Genomic DNA, 17,883 nt, shown 5'->3' with positions numbered 1-17,883 from the left:
GGTGGCTGAATGACCGGCATGGACTTTCTCGCCGCCTACGACGCGATCCCCCAGGACGACGTCCCGCAGCGGGTGGCTCTGCTGCGGCGGGCCATGGCGGCCGGCCGGGCGGAGCTGTTCGCCGAACTGCGCGCACACCGGCCGGTGTTCGCCACGCCCATCGGTGTGTTCGTCACCCGGCACCCCGATGTGCTGGAGGTGCTGTCGGCGCCCGAGACGTTCACCGTGGGGGTGTTCGGTCCCGTCCTGGAGGACGTGCTCGGCGGACCGTTCATCCTCGCCCGGGACGGCGCGGACGTGCACTGGCGGGAGCGCGGGTACGGGCAGCTGATGCTCGCCGCCGAGGACGCGCCCCGGGTCCGGGAACTCACCGCGCGGATCGCCGACGAGGTGCTGGACGAGGTGATCGGCCGCGGCACGGACACCTTCGACCTCGTCCAGGACTACGCCCGCCTGGCCGCCGCCCGGGTCGCCGTCGCCTACCTGGGCTTCACCGGCGTCGAGGAGGAGACGCTGCACTCCTGCACCCGCCGGATGCAGTGGGCGTTCGCCATCAACCCCGGCCGGGACCCGGAGATCCACGCGGCGGGCGTGGCCGCCGGCCGGGAGCTGCGCGAGCGGGTCGCCGAGGTGATCGCCCGCCGCCGGGCCGCGCCCCCGGACGACGGCCCGGACGACGTGCTCGGCCGGATGCTGCGCACCCGGCTGCCGGCCGGGTACGGCTTCGACGACGAGCGGGTCAACGCCAACCTGGTCGGCTATCTGACGGGTTATCAGCAGAACGCCACCCAGTGCACGGCCACCGCGCTGAAGGAACTCGCCGTGCGCCCCGAGGCGCTGGCGGAGGCGGAGCGGGCGGCGGGCGAGAGCGACCCGTCCCGCTTCGACGCCCATGTGTGGGAGGCACTGCGCTTCCACCCGTTCGTGCCGGTGACGCCCCGGCTGTGCGTGCGCGACCACCTGCTGGCCGCGGGCACCGGGCGGCAGACGGTCGTTCCGGCCGGCAGCGTGGTGCTGGCCTGCTTCGCTTCGGCGATGTTCGACGAGGACGTGCTCGACGCGCCGGGCGAGTTCCGGCCCGGACGACCGCCCGCGCACAACCTCGTCCTCGGCTACGGCGCCCACGACTGCGTCGGCCGGTACGCGGCCCGGGTGATCGTGCCCGAGCTGGTGCGGCGGGTGCTGCTGCGCCCCGGGGTGCGCCCGCTGCCCGGCGCCGAACGCGCCCTGGACTACGCGGGCACCCCGTTCCCGCAGCACTACACCGTGCGGTCCGGCCGGGACACCGTGCCCGCGTCCTGACCCCGGGCCCGGCCGCCCCGTACACGGCCCCCCCTGTGAACCGACCACCCCGTGAACCGACCGGAGGACCGATGACCGTCACCTCCCGCCCGCCCCAGGACCAGGAGGGGACGCCGCCCTGGACCGGGGCCAGGGACAGGTCCCGGGACGGGCTGCGCAACCGCTTCGAGACCCATCTGCTGACCCACTACGGCCCGGCCTGGCAGACCGCCCGGCGCAGCCGGTGGTTGCACCGCAGGCTCAACTCGACGCTGATCGACCTGGCCGTGCTCAAGGCGCCGCCCCGCCCCAACCCGCTGAGCACCAAGGCCCCTTACACCTCCTGGGACTCGCTGACCGACCGGTCCTGGGTGGGCCGGCAGCTGCCGCCGGTGACCGAGGCGCGCCGGGACCTGCCCGCCCCGGAGCGGGTGGCCGAGCTGTTCCGCCGCGAGGGCGAGGGCCGTTGCTGCGCCCGGTCCACGGCGCTGCTCCCGGCGTTCGCGCAGTGGTTCACCGACGGCTTCCTGCGCGGCCACGCGGCCACCGGCGACCCGCGGCGCACCGACTCGCCGCACACCCTGGACATGTGCCAGCTCTACGGCGACCGGGAGGAGGTCACCGCCTGTCTGCGTGCCTTCCGGGGCGGCCGGCTCAAGAGCCGGATCGTCGACGGGGGCGAGTTCCCGCCCGCGCTGTGCGAGGGCGGGCGGATCAGGGAAGAGTTCCGGGCCATCCGGCCGGTGCGGTTCGAGGAGGTGCCCGAGGAGTTCGTGGACACGCTGTTCGCGTGGGGCGGGGAGCGGGCGCACGCGCACATCGGGCCGATGGCGCTGAACGTCCTGTTCCTGCGCGAGCACAACCGGGTCGCCGGCATCCTCGCGGCCGCGCACCCGGACTGGGACGACGAACGGATCTTCCAGACCGCCCGCAACACGCTGATCGTGCTGATGATCCGGGTGATGCTGGAGGAGTACATCAACCACATCACGCCGTACCACTTCGGTTTCGTCCTCGATCCGGTGCGCACCGACCGGGGGGTGTGGCACCGGGAGAACCGGGCGACGATCGAGTTCAGCCTCGTCTACCGCTGGCACAGCCTGATCCCGTCCACGTACGCCATCGCCGGGCGGCCGGTGCCGCTCGCGCACACCATCGCCAACGGACAGCTGCTCCTGGACCGGGGCCTCGGCCCGCTGTTCCAGGACCTGTCCCGGCAACCCGCCGGTCTGTCCGGCCTGTTCAACACCGATCCGCTGCTGCTGCCCATCGAGGAACACAGCGTCGCCGTCGGCCGGGAGCTGCGGCTGGCCTCGTACAACGACTACCGGGCCTACTACGGCTTCCCCCGGGTCACCGACCCGCGGCAGATCTCCGGCGACCCGCGCGTCCAGCAGGCGCTGCTGGAGGTGTACGGCGACGTGGACGCGATCGACCTGCACGTGGGGCTGTTCGCGGAGGAACCGGAACCCGGGGCGATCTTCGGCCGGCTGCTCGAACGGATCATCTCCGTCGACGCGTTCTCCGAGGCGCTGAACAACCCGCTGCTGGCGCCCCGCCTGTTCGGACCCGCCACCTTCTCCCCCGAGGGCTGGGAGATCATCCGGCACACCCGCAGCTTCTCCGACCTGGTGCACCGCAACCTGCCGGAGGACAAGGGGCGTTACGTCGTCTCGCTCGGCCGGAGCGCGGCCCAGGCCCGGGCCGCACTGAACTGAGCACCCGCGGGGGAGCCGGGCGGGTTCAGTCCCCGGTTCCCGCGTGGGTGCGCAACGCCTCGGCGGCCGTGCGCAGTTGCTCCGCCGCCGTGACGCAGGCGGCGGCCTGCCGCTCCAGCGTGGGGCGGCTCCACTCCGGGGCCGCCGGGCAGCCGGCGAGCGTGCCGGCGGTGGCCCGCAGCCGCCGGGCGTACTCCTCCATCAGTTCGGCGTCCGACCGCAACGCCTCGGCACGGTCGCGGAGTTCGGCGTCGAACGACGTGGCGTGGGCGGGCTCGGTCACCATGGCGGGGCTCCCGTGGGGGTGGGGGGTGTCAGCGCGGCAGAACGGTGCCGGCACTGCGGTGGAGCATGAACGAGGGGCTGGCCAGGACCAGCCGGGGGCGGGCCGTGGCGATGCCGAGCCGGCGCAGGTGCCCGGCGAGGGGTTCGGCCGCCCCGGCGTCCAGCCGCAGCCGGACGCCGCCGCCGTGGTGCAGCCGCAGTCCGCCGTGGGCCCGGACCTGGGTACGGATGGTGCTCTCGCCCCGGCGGCCGTAGAGGATCCAGTCGGCCTCGGGGCAGCGCGCGCCGGGCCCGAGGCGGCCGTCGACGGCGAGGCCGAGGTCCGGGGCGCGCAGGGCGAGGTCCCGGCCGGTCAGCCTGGCCTCGGCGCTCACCCGGATCGCGGGCTGGCCCCAGATCTCCCGGGCGACGGCCCGCGCCTCCTCGCTGGTGACGGCGAGGGAGACGACGTAGCGGCCGGTGCGGCGCAGGTCGACCCGGCGCAGCAGGTCGAGGGCGACATCGTAGGGGCGCGGCCGCCACAGGTCGTCCACCAGCACGGAGAGGGCGATCTCGGTGTACGGGCCGATGGTGGTGCAGCGGTGCTCGTACAGCGACAGCACCGCGAGTGCCCGCCGGCCCAGCCGGCTCGGCGTCATCCAGGTGACCTCGGGCAGCAGCCCGCGCGCGGTGTCCGCGTCGACGGGGAAGCACAGGTGGGCGGCGGAGGAGTCGTAGTAGCGCACGGGCACGTCGACCGGGCCCGCCGTGGTGGGGACCGAGGTGATCGGCAGGGTGAGGAAGGGATAGCCCTCGGGCGGGTTGGCGCGGTCCTTGAGCTGGTAGGCCTGGGTGCGCACGACGGGTCCGCGGTAGGGGGCGAGGGCCTCGTCGACGCGCTCGCGGGCCTCGGGGACGACGGTGCGCAGGTGCTCGATGTACTCGTGCAGCATGTGGCACAGCGGGAACTCGTGGGTGGGGCCGGTGTAGTCGACCTCGTACCAGTTCGGGTGCGGGTCGAACGCGGAGCCCGCGCCCCGGCCGTCGAGGACGGGCACGATGTCGTGCTGGTTGGTGATGCTGGCGACCCAGGTGCGCGGGTCGGCGGGCTTCTTGTTGTCGACCGGGGAGCCGACGGCGATCACGTGGGTGACCCGGTAGGCGCGGCAGAACTCCTCGTCCTGGGCGAGGTTCATCACCGCGATCCCGCCCTCGCTGTGCCCAATCAGGGCGAGGTCGGCGCCGCGCGGGATGCCGTAGTCCCGCAGGGCGAGCAGGATCGACCGGGTGTACGGCGAGTCGGGCATGAACAGGTTGCGCCAGGCGCCGATGAAGTCCTGCGGGGAGTCGTTGCGGGGGCGGCCGGGCGCCATGCCGGGTGCCTGGAGGACGTAGCGGACGACGCCGTCCGGGCCGCGCACGTTCTGCAGCAGGATCCGCCCGTTCGTGGAGAGCATCTCGATGTTGCGCAGGAAACCGAGGAAGGACCCTCTCGTGGCGATGACCTGACGCTCCTGGTCGGTGAGGGTGACGGCCTCGGCGGCGCCCTCGCCCCGGTCCAGGCCCGCCAGGTGGGCGGCGCTGACGCCGTGCAGCGGATCGGCGGACAGTTCACGGCCGGTGGCCAGCGCCCAGCCGGTCTCGTCGTTGTGCGGGTCCTCGTCCAGCAGGGCGCGGATCGCGAGGAGTTCGGCCATGAGCGGGGCCAGCCCGGACAGCGCGCGCTGGGCCCCCTGGTCGCGGAACAGGGCGCGCAGGGACCGTACGGCCGCCAGGTCCCGGTCGGTGGTGACGGCCTCGGTCAGCCGGCGCATGCCGGGATCGCGCACGAACTCGGGGTGGTCGACCAGCACGGCCGCGATCCGCAGCCGCAGCGAGGTGACCGCCACCAGCGCGGCCAGGCTCTCCCGGCCCAGCGCCTCCCCGGCGGCGCCGAGCATGTGGCCCACCCCCTTCGGTGCGGTGATCGCCGAGCCGCCGAGGCCCTGGGTGCTGGTCAGGGCGCGCAGCAGGGCCCACTGGGCGGGCAGGCCGGTGCGGGGGCGGCGGCGCGCTGAGGCGGTCAGGGCCGGGGTGAACAGCGCGGTGCTGGTGCGTGCGGAGACCGCGCGGATGCCCTCGGCGACCTCCACCACGTCCCGGGCGCACCCGCGCAGCAGTTCCCTGGCGTCCCGGCCGTCCGGCGCGGGCCGTCCGGGTGCGGTGCCGTCCGCTCGCATCCGACGCTCCCTCGGCTCGACGACATGGGGCGCAGCGGGGGCCGCGCCGACGGGCCCGGCCCCGCTCCCATCGTCGGCCAGCGGGGCCGTGCCCGCACCTTCATCCATCCAGGTAGAGGATGCCCGCGGGGGCCGCGCCGCGCGCCGAGCCTGGGCGCCGGGGCCGCCGGGGCCGCGCATAATCGCCGCACATGACCCCCTGCACCGCCCCGTCCCGCCTCGCGGGAGGCGCGCCGTGACCGTGAGCCCCGGACGACCGGAGGGCCCGCGCGCCCCGCTTCCCGACACCGTCCCGGTCGGCCTGCCGCTGCGCACCGGCTATCTGCTCACCCTCGTGGTGGGCCCGCTGGCCGTGCTGGCGCTGGCGCTGCCCGTCGCCCTGACCGGCGGCTGGGGACCGCGCTGGTACGACGTGGCCCTCGGCGCCGGGATGTACGCCCTGTCCATCATGGGCATCACCGCCGGCTACCACCGGCACTTCACCCATCTGTCGTTCAAGGCGAAACGGCCGCTGCGGCTCGCCCTCGGAGTCGCGGGCGGCCTCGCCATGGAGGGCCCGGTGACGATGTGGGTGGCCGAGCACCGGCGCCACCACCAGTACGCGGACCGGGCGGGCGACCCGCACTCGCCGTGGAAGTACGGCACCACCCGGCGGGCGCTGCTGAAGGGGCTGTGGCACGCCCAGGTCGGATGGTTCTCCTCCTCGCCGGTCCGATCCCACTACCCGCGCTACGCCCCCGATCTGCTCGCCGATCCGGACGTGCGCCGCCTGGACCGCTGCTATCCCCTGACCATCGCCGTCTCCCTCGCGCTGCCGCCGGCGCTGGTCCTGTCGGTCACCCAGGACGGGCGGTCCGCGCTGGTCACCCTCTTCTGGGCGAGCCTGGTGCGGTACGCCGTCGTCCACCATGTGACCTGGTCGGTCAACTCCGTGGCGCACGCCTTCGGTCCGCGCCACTACCGCACCCGCGACCAGTCCCGGGACGTTCGCTGGGTCGCCCTGCTCACCTTCGGCGAGGGCTGGCACAACCTCCACCACGCCGACCCCAACAGCGCCCGGCACGGCGGGCTGCGCGGCCAGCCGGACCTCACGGCGTGGCTGATCGCCCGGTTCGAGCGGTGGGGCTGGGCGTACGACGTGCGCTGGCCGGACCGGCGGCGGATCGCCGCCCGGCTGCACGCACGAGCGGCCGGCCGCCGGGCGCCCCATCCTCAACTGCCCGGGAAGTAGCGGGTGAAGGAGGACGAGTCGACGGCGAACATGCCGCTGAAGGGCTGGTTCAGCTCGTAGACCAGCAGCACGGTGAAGGTGATCAGCGCGGTCAGGCCCATCACCATCACCACATGGGTGACACTGCGCCGTACGCCGAACATGAACATGAAGGCCACGGTCAGCAGGCCGCCGACGATCAGCCCGAACCAGAGGACGGGTGACAGGCTGTCCCCGACGGCTCCCTCCCGGCCCCGCCGGGCGTCGTCCAGGACGCTGAGCTGGGCCAGGAACTCCTGGAGGGTGGCCTGCTGGACGGGGCCGGCGTCGGCGGGGATCCGGCCGGCCGCCCGCAGGTCGTCCAGCAGGTCCCAGCCGCGCCGGCCCGGCGGCTGCCCGGCGGCCATGGCGGGCCACTCCTCGGACACGACGTGGTGCGCGTACGCGTCGACGGCGTCCCTGGTCCGTTCGTCCGCGGGCGCCGGCAGCCCGGCGGCGAGCAGCCGGATCTGGTGGGCGGCGCTCGACTCCACCTGCGTGTGGTCGTCCGCTGCGGACCGGGCCTCCCACACGGCCACCATCGACAGCCCGAGCACGAGGGCGTAGAGCACGCTGACCATCATGGCGATGTACTCGGCGACGTCCTCCCGGGGTTCCGCGTCCTCGGCGGGCGGCCAGAAGCGGTCCCGGAGCACCACGGCGCCCGCGGCGACCACGGCGATCCCCAGAACGACGGCGAAGGTCTCGATCATCGGCGCGGTCTCCTGTCGTCTGTCGTCTGTCGTCTTCGTGGGCCCGGTCCGGGAACGGGGCGGACGGGGGGCGGGGGGTGTGGGGGCTGACGGCTGGGGTTATTTGCCGATACGCCGCGAGCCGAGCAGGGCGGCGGCGAGTGCGGCGGGGATCAGCAACAGGAACAGCACGGCGAGCAGTCCGAGCCCGGTCGGCCTGCCACCGGGCCGGATGAACCGGGACATGATGGACGGGGCGGGGGACTGCGCAGAGCGGGTCCGGGGCGTTGCGGTGGGGGGCGGGGGCTTGTGGGGGGTGGTGGACTGGCCGCCGGTGGTCTGACCCGCGGCGGTCTGACCCGCAGTGGACTGACCCCCGGTGGTCTGACCCGCGGTTGCCGGGCCGCCAGTGGTCCGGCCTGCGGTTGCCTGACCTGCCGTTGCCTGGCCGCCGGTGTTCTGTCCTCCGGTGGAGGATTGGCCTGCGGTGGTCTGGCCTCCGGTCTGGCCCTCGGTCTGGCCTCCGGTGGTCCGGCCGCCTGCTGCCTCACCGCCGGTGGCTTCGCCTCCCGTTGCCTGACCGCCGGTGGCCTGGCCACCGGCTGCCTCACCCCCGGTGGCCTGGCCACCGGCTGCCTCACCCCCGGTGGCCTGGCCACCGGCTGCCGCGCCTCCGGTCGTCCGGCCCTGACCGGCGGTGGCTCCGCCTTGGCCCGCTGTGGCACCTCCTTGACCGGCCGTGGCGCCGGCCGCAGCGCCCGCTGCCCCTCCGCCGGCCGCCGTGTCGGCGCCACCGGCAGCGGCCCCTCCGCCACCAGCCGCTGCGGCCCCCGCACCTCCCGCTGCCGCTGCTCCACCAACAGCCGCCACCCCACCGGCTGCCGCCCCGCCGGCACCAGCAACCGCACCGGCACCACCGACAGCCGCGGCCCCACCGGCCACCGCACCCGCACCGGCTGCCGCACCAGCACCAGCACCAGCACCAGCACCAGCACCAGCGGCGGCTGCCCCGGCTGCGGCGCCCGCACCGGCACCGGCGCCCGCCACCGCACCCACGCCGGCACCCGCAGCCGCACCGACACCGGCCCCCGCTCCCCCGGCACCGGCCCCAGCGCCGGCAGCCGCACCGGCTCCCGCCACCGCCCCGCCCCCTGCCCCCGCCGCTGCTCCAACTCCCGCACCGGCGCCCGCACCCCCCGCACCGGCCGCGACTCCCGCGCCCGCCACCGCACCGGCACCGGCCACCGCACCCACGCCCGCACCGGCACCGGCACCGGCACCGGCACCGGCACCAGCCACCGCACCCGCACCCGCGACCGCGCCGACACCCGCCACCGCACCACCGGCACCCGCACCGGGCACGCCCGCACCAGGCCCAGGCGCACCCACGCCAGGCGCCGGCACGCCCACACCTGGGGCGGGCACTCCCGCGCCAGGGACCGGGGCGGGCGCGCCCGGCAGGGGCAGCGGCGGGGGCGGAGGGAAGACGGCACCGGGCGGAAGGGGCAGCACCGGGGGCGCGGGGGGCGGTGCCGGCGCGGGGGGCGGCGGCAGCGGTACGGGAGGCGGCGGGGCGGGGACCGGCGGGGCCGGCGGCGGTACGGGGACGAGGGTCGGGGGCGGCGGTACGGGGACGGGAGCCGGTGTCGGCGGTGCCGGGGGCGGGGTGGGCTCAGGGAGTGGCGGGGGCGGGTGGATCGTGATCCCGCCGGTCGCCCAGGCCTTGAGCTTCGGTGGCCACTCCTTGCAGCCGTCGGGCCCGAGCGTGGTGAGCCGGTCGGTGCCCTTGACGTGTCCCTCGCTGGGGTACTCGCCGGGCGGCAGTTCCACGGTCGCCACGCACCGTGCCGTCTCGCCCGGTTCCAGGCTCGCAACGGTGTCGTCGCCCGTCGGGCAGACGATGGCGGGCGGCTGGAGGACCGGGTCGGTGAACCACAGGTCGTACACCGTGCGGTTGCCGGTGTTGGTCACGTCGTAGAACACGGTGGCCCGGCCGAGGAGCAGGCCCTCGTCGGGGATCTCGCCGCCGGTCGTGACGGTCTCGGTCAGCGACAGCCGTCCGCCGACGCCCGTGTATCCGGAACGGGCGGACGCCCGGGACTCGTAACCGAGGGAGGGGACGCGGCCGACGGCCGTGACGTCCGTGATCCAGGTGCCCTCGCGCGCGGTGGACCGGGCGGTGCAGGTCGCCGAGTCGAGGCCGCGGAGCATGCGGATGCGGTCGCCGCCGCCGGGGCAGCGGAGGACGGCGTCGGGCAGGTCGGGGTCGCTCACCCGGACGTCGTAGAGGTCGGCCCCGGTCCGGTTGATCAGGCGGTAGGTCTTCACCAGCGGGTGTCCGACGCGGATGCCCGGGCGGGTCGCGCCGGTGCCGGGCCTGGTGTTGACGGTGACCTCCAGGGCGAGCCCGTGGGCGCCCGCGCCGTCGGCGACCGCGCGGTCCACCGCCCCGGCCGACACGGCCATGAGCAGGGGCAGCACCGCGGGCAGGCGCGACCCGACGGCCCGTCCACACCCACCCAGCGATCCGATAATCACATAAATACGATTAACAGGGTGACCCGGGGACGCTCCTCCGCCCACGCCGGTCACCGGATGCGGCCGTACGAAGATCACTCCGGTGGCCGCGCGACGGGCGTCGGGGCCCCCCGGCCGCCGTCCCGGAGCGCGGAGGGGCTCGATGGCGGCCGCAAGCCACGGCCGGCCACCGCTCAGTCGCCGGACATCAGTCCCGCCGCGACCGTGGCGCCCAGTTCCCAGCACGCCTCGGTGTCGGCCTTGCCCGGCGCGCTGGTGACACTCACCGGGCCGGCCGCCCGGCGCCAGCCGAGGCCGGTGGTGACGCTCTCGATGGCGCGGACGGCACCGGTGACGTCGTTGCCGCCGTGGACGTAGTAACCGAAGGGACGGCCCCTGGTGTCGTCCAGGCAGGGGTAGTAGACCTGGTCGAAGAAGTGCTTGAGCGCGCCGGACATGTAGCCCAGGTTGGCGGGTGTGCCGAGCAGGTAACCGTCGGCTTCCAGCACGTCGGAGGCGGTGGCCGACAGGGCCGCCCGGCTCACGACGCGGACGCCCTCGGTCTCCGGTGTGGTGGCTCCCGAGACGGCGGCTTCGAACAGCGCCCGGCAGTTGGGTGACGGGGTGTGATGGACGATCAGCAGGGTAGGCACACCCGGCACCCTGCCGTGCGTGGGCCGTCGGCGCAAACGGCGGACGGCGCGAGGGGGGCGCCGCGGGGTGACGAGAGGGGTCGTCATGACCGAGGAGAACCACCGGACGCCGGCCGCCGTGGTGTTCGACGCCCTGGGCCTGGACTACGAGCGGACACAGCATCTCGTGACACCCAGTCGATCCGCCTGCCGCGTTGGGGGCGGGTGGCTGAAGGCGCGGGGGCGGTGCCCTGGCTGGCCCTCGATGAGGAGGGCGGAGCGGTGGAGCCGATGCGAAGGTTCCTGGTCGACTTCGTCGCTCGGGACAACCGGCCGGGCAGCGTCCGGAATCGTTCAGTCTCGCCGGTCATGGTGGACCCGGCCGCCCGGCAGGTGCCCGCGGCGGGGTTCGAGCCGGCCGGCATCCGTGCGGCGCCGCTCGCCGAGTCCTCCTTCGACGCCGTGTGCGCGTACTTCTCGCTGCTCCAGATGTCACGCGCCCAACAGACGGCCGTGGTGGCGAGGCTGGCGCGGGTCGTTCGGCCCGGTGGCCTCCTCGCGCTAGCCACCGTGCCCGTCGACGTCGAGGAAGCCGAGGGCGTCTTCATGAGCAGCCGATCCGCCTGACCAGTTCCGGCGCGGAGGCGTTCACCGGGTTGGCGACCGGCGCCGGCCTGACGGTACTGGCCGCGCAGTGCTCCGAGTTCACCCCGGATCTTCCCGGGGCGACGTCCGAACCCCACCTGTTCCTGCACGCGCGGCGCCGGGACCGGCCGGCCGCGCACCGTTGAGCCGCGCTCCGTCCGGCGTTGTCGGTGCCCTCGGCTAGAGTTGCGGCTCCGCATCGGACAGGAGACGACAGTGCAGGTCAGGGTGGGAACAGTCGGCGGTCGCGCGGCCGTCGCGACGGCGGTCGCGGTGCTGCTCGGCGGCTGCGCGGGGGCGGCGGACGACGCCGGGAGGACGTCCGCGAGCGCGTCGGCGAGCACCCGGGGCGTGGCGGCCGGGGAGACGGGGAAGAAGGCCACGGCGGTGGCCCGCGGCACCACCCTCGGCCCGGCCGGTTCGGCCTGTGAACTGCCCGTCAGTTTCGGCCTGGCCAAGGGCTGGAAGCCCAAGCCCGTCGACGCCGAGAAGGAACTGGCCGCCGCCTCGAAGGGCGAGGACGGCGACCTGGCCGGCGAACTGGCGGCGCTGTTCCGGCAGGGGCCGGTCACCGCGGCCTGCGAGATAGACGCCAAGCCGGCCGGGCACATCGGCTTCCTGCGGGTGTGGCGGGGCAAGCCCGGCGGCGCCGACGCGGGCGGCGTGCTGCGCGCGTTCCTCGCCGCCGAGAAGGGCGTCAGCGAGGCAAAGTACCACTCCTTCAAGACCGGCGGCGGTGTCGCCGCCGTGGAGGCGGAGTACGTGAAGACCGACGAGCTCTCGGACGGGACCAAGAAGGAGAGCGCCTTCGCGGTGGTCACGCCCGACGGTCCGGTCGTCCTGCACCTCGGCGGCATGGACACCCAGGAGCACGACGAGATGCGGCCCGCGTACGACCTCGCCCGGCAGACGCTCACGCTCTCCTGACGGCCGCCGGCCGCGCCCCGCTCAGTCCCTGGCCGTGGCCCGGCCCAGGTAGGTGAGGGGACCGGCGTCCGGTACCGGGATCGGGTGGAAGCCGACCCGGTCGTAGAACGCGCGGGCGGCGGTGTTGGCGGTGACCATGCCCAGGTGCACCGCCCGGACACCCTGTGCGGACAGGGCGTCCAGGAAGGTGTGCAGCAGCCGGCGGCCGTGGCCCTGTCCCTGCCAGCGTGGCAGCAGGTCGATGTGCAGGTGGGCGGGGTGGTCGGCGAGTTCGGGCACGAGCATCCGCTCCGGGCGGTGGAGCAGCCGGATCATCTCCTCGGTGGGCGTGCGGGGCGGGCCGGCGGGTTCCGGATAGCGGGCGGCCAGCCGGGGTATCCACTCCCGCCGGAAGTCCGCGACGAAACGCTCGGTGTCCGCGGTGCCGAGGATGTATCCCACGGCCCGGCCCGTGCCGTCGTCCAGCACGGAGGCGAGATCCGGGTCGAAGTGGCAGTACGGCTCGGCGAAGATCGACGGCATGAGGTCCGGGTCGGGGTAGAGCGCCCGGGAGTCACCGCCGAGGTGCGCGGTGCGGACGCAGACGTCCGCGACGGCGTCACGGTCGGCGGGGCGGTACGGCCGGATCACGGGGCCCTGGTCGGGAAAGGACATGGCTTCCATACTGATCGTTTGGGAGCGCTCCCACAAGGGTACGGGCGTCCGCTGCCGGGTCCGACGGACGGGGGGCAGGCGCCTGGCGGCGAGCGGCGTCCTTCGCCGGTCCGGACAACGCCGAGGCCCGCGCGCTCCAGGCCGACGCGCTGGAGCAGCCCGGACACGGCAGCGAGAACGGCACCTGGCGGAATTCACGGTCACCGGTGACATCGACCGGCTGACCGACCCGCTCGGCCGCCTCACCGCCCACGGCCCGGACTTCGCCACACTCAGGCCATGCGCCGGGGTCCGGCCACCGGAACGCAGGGCGGGCGGCGGCCACGCGACGGCCGCCGGCGGCCCCGGGGATGCCGGGCCACCCATAAGCCACCCCTGGGCAGGTCATAAGAGCTGCTTATGAGGTCATAGAGCAGACCCCCGTACTAGGTAAGGTCTGCCTTAGTTTAGGCTTCCTGATCAAGTCGCCCGTTCACGTTCGAAGGGACCCTGATCATGCCGCGCCCCCTGCGGGTAGCCATCGTCGGAGCCGGCCCCGCCGGGATCTACGCCGCCGACGCCCTGCTCAAGTCCGAGGTGGCCGCCGACCCCGGCGTGTCCATCGACCTCTTCGAGCGGATGCCCGCCCCGTTCGGCCTGATCCGGTACGGCGTCGCGCCCGACCACCCGCGCATCAAGGGCATCATCACCGCCCTGCACCAGGTCCTCGACAAGCCGCAGATCCGGCTGTTCGGCAACGTCGACTACCCGACGGACCTGAACCTGGACGACCTCCGTGCCTTCTACGACGCGGTGATCTTCTCCACCGGCGCGATGGCCGACCGCGCGCTGTCCGTCCCCGGCATCGACCTGGACGGCTCCTACGGCGCCGCCGACTTCGTGTCCTGGTACGACGGCCACCCGGACGTGCCGCGCACCTGGCCGCTGGACGCCGAGAAGGTCGCCGTGCTCGGCGTCGGCAACGTGGCGCTGGACGTGGCCCGCATCCTGGCCAAGACCGCCGACGAACTGCTGCCGACCGAGATCCCGCCGAACGTCTACGACGGCCTGAAGGCCAACAAGGCCGTGGAGATCCACGTCTTCGGCCGCCGTGGCCCGGCCCAGGCGAAGTTCAGCCCGATGGAGCTGCGCGAGCTGGACCACTCCCCGAACATCGAGGTCATCGTCGACCCCGAGGACATCGACTACGACGAGGGCTCGATCGAGACCCGGCGCGGCAACAAGCAGGCCGACATGGTCGCCAAGACGCTGGAGAACTGGGCGATCCGGGACGTCGGCGACCGTCCGCACAAGCTCTACCTCCACTTCTTCGAGTCGCCGGTGGAGATCCTGGGTGAGGACGGCAAGGTCGTCGGCCTGCGGACCGAGCGCACCGCCCTGGACGGCACCGGCAACGTCAAGGGCACCGGCGTCTTCAAGGACTGGGACGTCACGGCGGTGTACCGCGCGGTCGGCTACCTCTCCGAGAAGCTGCCCAAGCTGCCCTGGGACGAGGACTCCGGGACCGTGCCGGACGAGGGCGGCCGGGTCGTCGAGGAGGGCGGCACCCACCTTCAGTCCACCTACGTCACCGGCTGGATCCGGCGCGGCCCGGTCGGTCTCATCGGCCACACCAAGGGCGACGCCAACGAGACCGTGGCCAACCTGCTGGACGACTACGCGAACGGCCGGCTGCACGCCCCGTCCGCGCCCGAGCCGGAGGCCGTGGACGCCTTCCTCGCCGAGCGGAACGTCCGCTTCACCACCTGGGACGGCTGGTACGGGCTGGACGCCGCCGAGCGGGCCCTGGGCGAGCCGCAGGGCCGCGAGCGGGTGAAGATCGTCGAGCGTGAGGACATGCTGCGGGAGAGCGGGGCGTGAGGTCCCGGCCGCGCCCTGAAGAACAGCCGTAGCGGCCCGGCGCCGGTCAGCGTCGGGCGAGGGCGCGGCCGGCGGTCACGGCCAGGGCCGCGGTCAGCAGGACGAGCGCCGCCGTCTGGCCGAGGCCGCCGCCGCGCACCAGGCCGGCCCCCGGTGCGCGCAGCCAGGGGTAGAGGGCCGTGACCCGCACCGCGAGGACGAGCAGGCCGAGCGCGGTCAGGGCGAGCGCGTCCCCGGGCGGCGTGCGGTCCGCCCGCCGGGCGTGCCACAGCAGCCAGCCCAGCGCGCCCACGACGAAACAGGTGGCGGGCGCCCACGCCGTGTCCGCCGCGCCGGGCAGCAGCACGAGGGACGCACCGGTCAGCACGCACGCGGTCAGGAGGACCAGCCCCGGTGACCCGGCGGGCAGGCGGGCCGGCGGGGCGTCCCGGTGGTGGGCGGCGCACAGGGCGAGCGCGGGCAGCCAGGCCAGCAGCGCGGCCGTCGTCTCGTACCAGTGCGGGGCCGGTGCCGCGTTCCCGGTCAGCGGGCCGAGCAGCGGCCACAGTGCGGGCAGGGCCGCGCCGAGCGCGGCGCGGCGGGCCAGGCGGCGGCGGTCGTGCAGCAGCGCGAAGTAGGCCACCGCCCACAGCAGGGGCAGGACCCAGGTCAGCACTGTGACGGCCGTACGGGCCGGGCCGGCGCCGGTGAAGCCGGTGAGGAACATCTGCCGTCCGTCGGCGCCCCGGGTGAGCGTCCAGGTCAGCTCCAGGGCGCGGTCCACGACCGCCGAGGCCGCCTGGAGCAGCACGGCGGACAGGGCGAAGAGGCGGACGGCGGAGCCGAGCAGGGCGTACGGGCCGGGCGCGCCGGGCGGGCCGAGCCGGCAGCGCACCGCGAGCGCCGCGACACTGGCCACCTCGCCGAGCGTCGGCCGGCTCTGGTCCTGGGTGTCGCGGTCGAGGCCGCACAGGTAGGTCTCGACCATCTCCTCCTCCCGCTCGCGCCGGTAGTAGGCGGGCAGCAGGCGCAGGACGGTGCGGTAGCGGGCTTCCAGCAGGGTGGTCATGCGCGGCCTCCCGCGTATCCGGGCGGAGTGGGGGGTCGGAGGCCGGCCGGGGCGTCGGCGCGGCGGCCCTCGGCGATGCGCCGTTTGGCGGCGCCGGCGCCGGCGGCCATCCGCTCGGCCTCCGCGTCGAGGGCGCTCACACCCTCCTCGGTGAGCCGGTAGTAGCGCCGCAGCCGGCCCTGCCGCACCTCCTCGCGGTCCAGCACGATCAGGCCGTCCGCGGTGAGCCGGTCCAGCACGCCGTACAGCGTGCCGACCCGCAGCCGCACCTCCCCGTCGGACAGCTCCTCCACCTCGCGCAGGATGCCGTAGCCGTGCCGGGGCCGGTCGGCGAGCGCGGTGAGGACGAAGAACGCCGCACGGGTCATGCCCTTCGCTGACATAGGGGACATAGGGTCAGAATATGTCGGCAGTCGATATATATCGCGTGGAACCGGTCGGCTGTCCCCCGTACGGGCGTATCCGCGCGCCGTAGCGGGCCGGCTGCGGCGGGTGCCGGCGGGGCGGGCGTGCTCCCGGGCGACGCGCGGGGTTCGGCCCCCGCGCCCCGGTCGTCCCGTCGAGCGGTGATACTGGGAGGCGCACCCGCCCCCATCAGCAGATTGGCTCATGTCGAACTCCGCCACCGACCACGCCACCGTCCCGCCGACGCTCTGGGCGGTGCGGGGCCGTCACACCGGCCCCGCCCCCGAGGACGTCGTCCGCCGCACCCTGCGCCGGCACAAGGAGAGCGGGGACATCGACGACTTCGCCGAGCCGCCCGCGGCCGGGGATCCGGGCCCGCGGGTCTTCGAGGCGCGCTGGCGGGCCGGCGGCACTGTGACGGTGCGGGCCCGGCTGACCCTCGTACCGCGGCAGGGCCGGCCGCAGGGGCACGAGTGGCGGCTGGTCGCGGAGGCGGAGCGGCCGTGGGACGACGCCTGGCCCTCGCCCGCGACCCTGTTCTGGCCCGACGGCGGTTCCGGCGACGACGACGGCTCGTGGGACCACCACCCCACGGTCACCGGGCTGCGCTTCCGGCACGTCAACGCGCTGCCCGAGGACGACAAGGAGATGCGCCGCCGGTTGCGGGACGCGGCCCGGGAGGCGTGGTGTGTCCATGTCGTCGTGCACGAGGCGATGACGCCGGACGAGCGGGGCCGGCTGCCGCTGGCGCGCCTGCTCCCGCCCGGCCTGCGGCACCGCGTGATCGAGCACCGGGCCGCGCCGCAGCAGTTCCGCGGGGTCAACTGGGCGCTGAAGGACCTGGGCGTCGAGGTGCCGCGCGGCGGCGCGGTGCTGCTGCCGCCGGACCCGGCGCCGGAGGGCTACGACGGCCGGGAGCACCGCGTGCGCAACGTCTTCCTGGACGGCTCGGAGCCGGCCGAACTCGTCGCCGCGCTGCGGCACTTCGTGGCCCTGCCCCGGCCGCTGTCCCGGGACGCGGCCGACGCGCTGACCGACCTGCGGGAGAACTGGACCCTGATGACCCTCCAGGAGCAGCTGGAGCGCGAACGGCGGCTGGTCGCCATGTACGCCGACGCGCTGGAGGCCATGACCAAGTCCCGGGACCTGTACAAGCAGGCCGCAGAGCAGGCGCTGGAGGCCCTGGCCGCCTACCGGGACGTGCCCCCGTCCGCGCTGCCGCAGCAGCGGCCCGGCCCCCGGACACCGGGTGCGCTGCACCAGCTGACGCGGACGTTCGAGCGGCTGAAACTCCCCGTGTGGGGACGGCAGCAGCAGGAACCCGCCACGACGACCCCGTCCGGCGCGGCGGACGGCACCGGCGCACCGGCCGGCACCCCGCCGCCGGAGGACGAGAAGCCCGCCTAGCGGTCCCGGGCCGGACCCAGACATCCGGTCCGGCCGGGCCGGCCCGACACTTCACGGAGCCCCGATGGACACGACCACGACCCTGCTGCTGATCGCGGCCTGCGTCGCGGCGGCGCTGCTCGCCGTCGCCGCGGGCCTGCTGGTACGGCTGGTGCGGGCCCGGCGCACGCTGCGGCGGGCGGGGCTGCCGACGGGTCCGCGGTGGGTGTTCTGGGGTGCGGTCGCCTATCTGCTGCTGCCCACCGACCTGCTGCCCGACCCGGTCTACCTGGACGACATCGGCGTCCTGCTCCTCGCCCTGCGCAGCCTCCCGCTGCCGCGCCGCACACCCGAGGCCTGACGGCCGGCGGCGGCCGGAAGCGGCG

The 17,883-nt window shown here is 74.8% G+C and carries 16 protein-coding genes and 1 pseudogene; 9 read left to right on the top strand and 8 right to left on the bottom strand.

Annotated elements, in window-relative coordinates; translation table 11 throughout:
* Positions 1 to 18 precede the first annotated feature (18 nt).
* Complete coding sequence (locus AB0E62_RS01640) at positions 19 to 1,302, top strand: cytochrome P450 (protein ID WP_362186408.1); 1,284 nt, start codon at positions 19 to 21, stop codon at positions 1,300 to 1,302.
* A gap of 71 nt (positions 1,303 to 1,373) precedes the next feature.
* On the top strand, positions 1,374 to 2,999 hold the full coding sequence (locus AB0E62_RS01635) for a peroxidase family protein (protein ID WP_362186405.1): 1,626 nt from the start codon (positions 1,374 to 1,376) through the stop codon (positions 2,997 to 2,999).
* A 25-nt stretch (positions 3,000 to 3,024) separates the two neighbouring features.
* On the opposite strand, the gene AB0E62_RS01630 is transcribed toward AB0E62_RS01635, so the two are convergent.
* Positions 3,025 to 3,285: a hypothetical protein gene (locus AB0E62_RS01630; RefSeq protein WP_362186402.1), complete on the bottom strand. Its 261-nt coding sequence runs from the start codon at positions 3,283 to 3,285 to the stop codon at positions 3,025 to 3,027.
* 28 nt (positions 3,286 to 3,313) lie between these two features.
* A complete protein-coding gene (locus AB0E62_RS01625; protein ID WP_362186399.1) occupies positions 3,314 to 5,482 on the bottom strand; it encodes an acetoacetate decarboxylase family protein in 2,169 nt (722 codons plus the stop codon).
* 235 nt (positions 5,483 to 5,717) lie between these two features.
* Here AB0E62_RS01625 and AB0E62_RS01620 point away from each other — a divergent pair, with 235 nt between their 5' ends.
* Positions 5,718 to 6,713: an acyl-CoA desaturase gene (locus AB0E62_RS01620; protein ID WP_362186396.1), complete on the top strand. Its 996-nt coding sequence runs from the start codon at positions 5,718 to 5,720 to the stop codon at positions 6,711 to 6,713.
* Here AB0E62_RS01620 and AB0E62_RS01615 read toward each other — a convergent pair.
* The 3 genes from AB0E62_RS01615 to AB0E62_RS01605 all read right to left on the bottom strand — a co-directional run bounded on the left by AB0E62_RS01615 (position 6,695) and on the right by AB0E62_RS01605 (position 10,593).
* Positions 6,695 to 7,444, bottom strand: coding sequence for a hypothetical protein (locus AB0E62_RS01615; protein WP_362186393.1), 750 nt, complete (start codon positions 7,442 to 7,444; stop codon positions 6,695 to 6,697). The genes AB0E62_RS01620 and AB0E62_RS01615 overlap by 19 nt on opposite strands.
* A 99-nt stretch (positions 7,445 to 7,543) precedes the next feature.
* Complete coding sequence (locus tag AB0E62_RS01610) at positions 7,544 to 7,669, bottom strand: hypothetical protein (protein ID WP_289972025.1); 126 nt, start codon at positions 7,667 to 7,669, stop codon at positions 7,544 to 7,546.
* A 2,465-nt stretch (positions 7,670 to 10,134) separates the two neighbouring features.
* Entirely contained in the window at positions 10,135 to 10,593 is a 459-nt protein-coding gene (locus AB0E62_RS01605) for an NAD(P)H-dependent oxidoreductase (RefSeq protein ID WP_362186390.1), read from the bottom strand.
* Positions 10,594 to 10,818: 225 nt separating this feature from the next.
* Here AB0E62_RS01605 and AB0E62_RS01600 point away from each other — a divergent pair, with 225 nt between their 5' ends.
* Entirely contained in the window at positions 10,819 to 11,199 is a 381-nt protein-coding gene (locus AB0E62_RS01600; RefSeq protein ID WP_362186387.1) for a class I SAM-dependent methyltransferase, read from the top strand.
* Positions 11,200 to 11,433: 234 nt separating this feature from the next.
* Positions 11,434 to 12,144 carry a lipoprotein gene (locus AB0E62_RS01595; protein ID WP_362186384.1) on the top strand — a complete coding sequence of 237 codons (711 nt, stop codon included), beginning with the start codon at positions 11,434 to 11,436 and terminating at the stop codon, positions 12,142 to 12,144.
* 21 nt (positions 12,145 to 12,165) lie between these two features.
* Here the strand turns inward: AB0E62_RS01595 and AB0E62_RS01590 are convergent, their stop codons facing one another.
* Positions 12,166 to 12,798 (bottom strand): GNAT family N-acetyltransferase, encoded by a 633-nt coding sequence (locus AB0E62_RS01590; protein ID WP_362186381.1) that lies wholly within the window; start codon positions 12,796 to 12,798, stop codon positions 12,166 to 12,168.
* A gap of 59 nt (positions 12,799 to 12,857) precedes the next feature.
* Here AB0E62_RS01590 and AB0E62_RS01585 point away from each other — a divergent pair.
* Positions 12,858 to 13,022: pseudogene (locus tag AB0E62_RS01585) on the top strand (alkyl sulfatase dimerization domain-containing protein); the annotation flags it as partial.
* A 271-nt stretch (positions 13,023 to 13,293) separates the two neighbouring features.
* Positions 13,294 to 14,658, top strand: a complete 1,365-nt coding sequence (locus tag AB0E62_RS01580; protein WP_362186378.1) for an FAD-dependent oxidoreductase — start codon at positions 13,294 to 13,296, stop codon at positions 14,656 to 14,658.
* Between the two features lie 46 nt (positions 14,659 to 14,704).
* Here the strand turns inward: AB0E62_RS01580 and AB0E62_RS01575 are convergent, their stop codons facing one another.
* Positions 14,705 to 15,706, bottom strand: coding sequence for a hypothetical protein (locus AB0E62_RS01575; RefSeq protein WP_362186375.1), 1,002 nt, complete (start codon positions 15,704 to 15,706; stop codon positions 14,705 to 14,707).
* Complete coding sequence (locus AB0E62_RS01570) at positions 15,703 to 16,074, bottom strand: PadR family transcriptional regulator (protein WP_362186944.1); 372 nt, start codon at positions 16,072 to 16,074, stop codon at positions 15,703 to 15,705. The genes AB0E62_RS01575 and AB0E62_RS01570 overlap by 4 nt, the downstream gene beginning before the upstream one ends.
* Positions 16,075 to 16,315: 241 nt before the next feature.
* Between AB0E62_RS01570 and AB0E62_RS01565 the strand changes: the two genes are divergently transcribed.
* Both AB0E62_RS01565 and AB0E62_RS01560 read left to right on the top strand, forming a co-directional pair.
* The gene (locus AB0E62_RS01565; RefSeq protein ID WP_362186372.1) at positions 16,316 to 17,518 is read left to right on the top strand and encodes a hypothetical protein; all 1,203 of its coding nucleotides are present in this window, start codon (positions 16,316 to 16,318) and stop codon (positions 17,516 to 17,518) included.
* 64 nt (positions 17,519 to 17,582) lie between these two features.
* The gene (locus tag AB0E62_RS01560; RefSeq protein ID WP_362186369.1) at positions 17,583 to 17,858 is read left to right on the top strand and encodes a DUF1232 domain-containing protein; all 276 of its coding nucleotides are present in this window, start codon (positions 17,583 to 17,585) and stop codon (positions 17,856 to 17,858) included.
* The last annotated feature ends 25 nt before the right edge of the window (positions 17,859 to 17,883 follow it).

The organism is Streptomyces sp. NPDC038707, assembly GCF_040636485.1.
GTDB lineage: Bacteria > Actinomycetota > Actinomycetes > Streptomycetales > Streptomycetaceae > Streptomyces.
The sequence above is the reverse complement of the archived record's forward strand: the minus strand, read 5'-3'. Positions and strand labels throughout refer to the sequence as shown.

Coding starts and splice junctions, on each gene's coding strand:
- AB0E62_RS01610 (WP_289972025.1), bottom strand. CDS start 7,669: ATGTCCCGGTTCATCCGGCCCGGTGGCAGGCCGACCGGGCTCGGACTG.
- AB0E62_RS01565 (WP_362186372.1), top strand. CDS start 16,316: ATGTCGAACTCCGCCACCGACCACGCCACCGTCCCGCCGACGCTCTGG.
- AB0E62_RS01625 (WP_362186399.1), bottom strand. CDS start 5,482: ATGCGAGCGGACGGCACCGCACCCGGACGGCCCGCGCCGGACGGCCGG.
- AB0E62_RS01635 (WP_362186405.1), top strand. CDS start 1,374: ATGACCGTCACCTCCCGCCCGCCCCAGGACCAGGAGGGGACGCCGCCC.
- AB0E62_RS01630 (WP_362186402.1), bottom strand. CDS start 3,285: ATGGTGACCGAGCCCGCCCACGCCACGTCGTTCGACGCCGAACTCCGC.
- AB0E62_RS01575 (WP_362186375.1), bottom strand. CDS start 15,706: ATGACCACCCTGCTGGAAGCCCGCTACCGCACCGTCCTGCGCCTGCTG.
- AB0E62_RS01615 (WP_362186393.1), bottom strand. CDS start 7,444: ATGATCGAGACCTTCGCCGTCGTTCTGGGGATCGCCGTGGTCGCCGCG.
- AB0E62_RS01580 (WP_362186378.1), top strand. CDS start 13,294: ATGCCGCGCCCCCTGCGGGTAGCCATCGTCGGAGCCGGCCCCGCCGGG.
- AB0E62_RS01590 (WP_362186381.1), bottom strand. CDS start 12,798: ATGTCCTTTCCCGACCAGGGCCCCGTGATCCGGCCGTACCGCCCCGCC.
- AB0E62_RS01570 (WP_362186944.1), bottom strand. CDS start 16,074: ATGACCCGTGCGGCGTTCTTCGTCCTCACCGCGCTCGCCGACCGGCCC.
- AB0E62_RS01640 (WP_362186408.1), top strand. CDS start 19: ATGGACTTTCTCGCCGCCTACGACGCGATCCCCCAGGACGACGTCCCG.
- AB0E62_RS01560 (WP_362186369.1), top strand. CDS start 17,583: ATGGACACGACCACGACCCTGCTGCTGATCGCGGCCTGCGTCGCGGCG.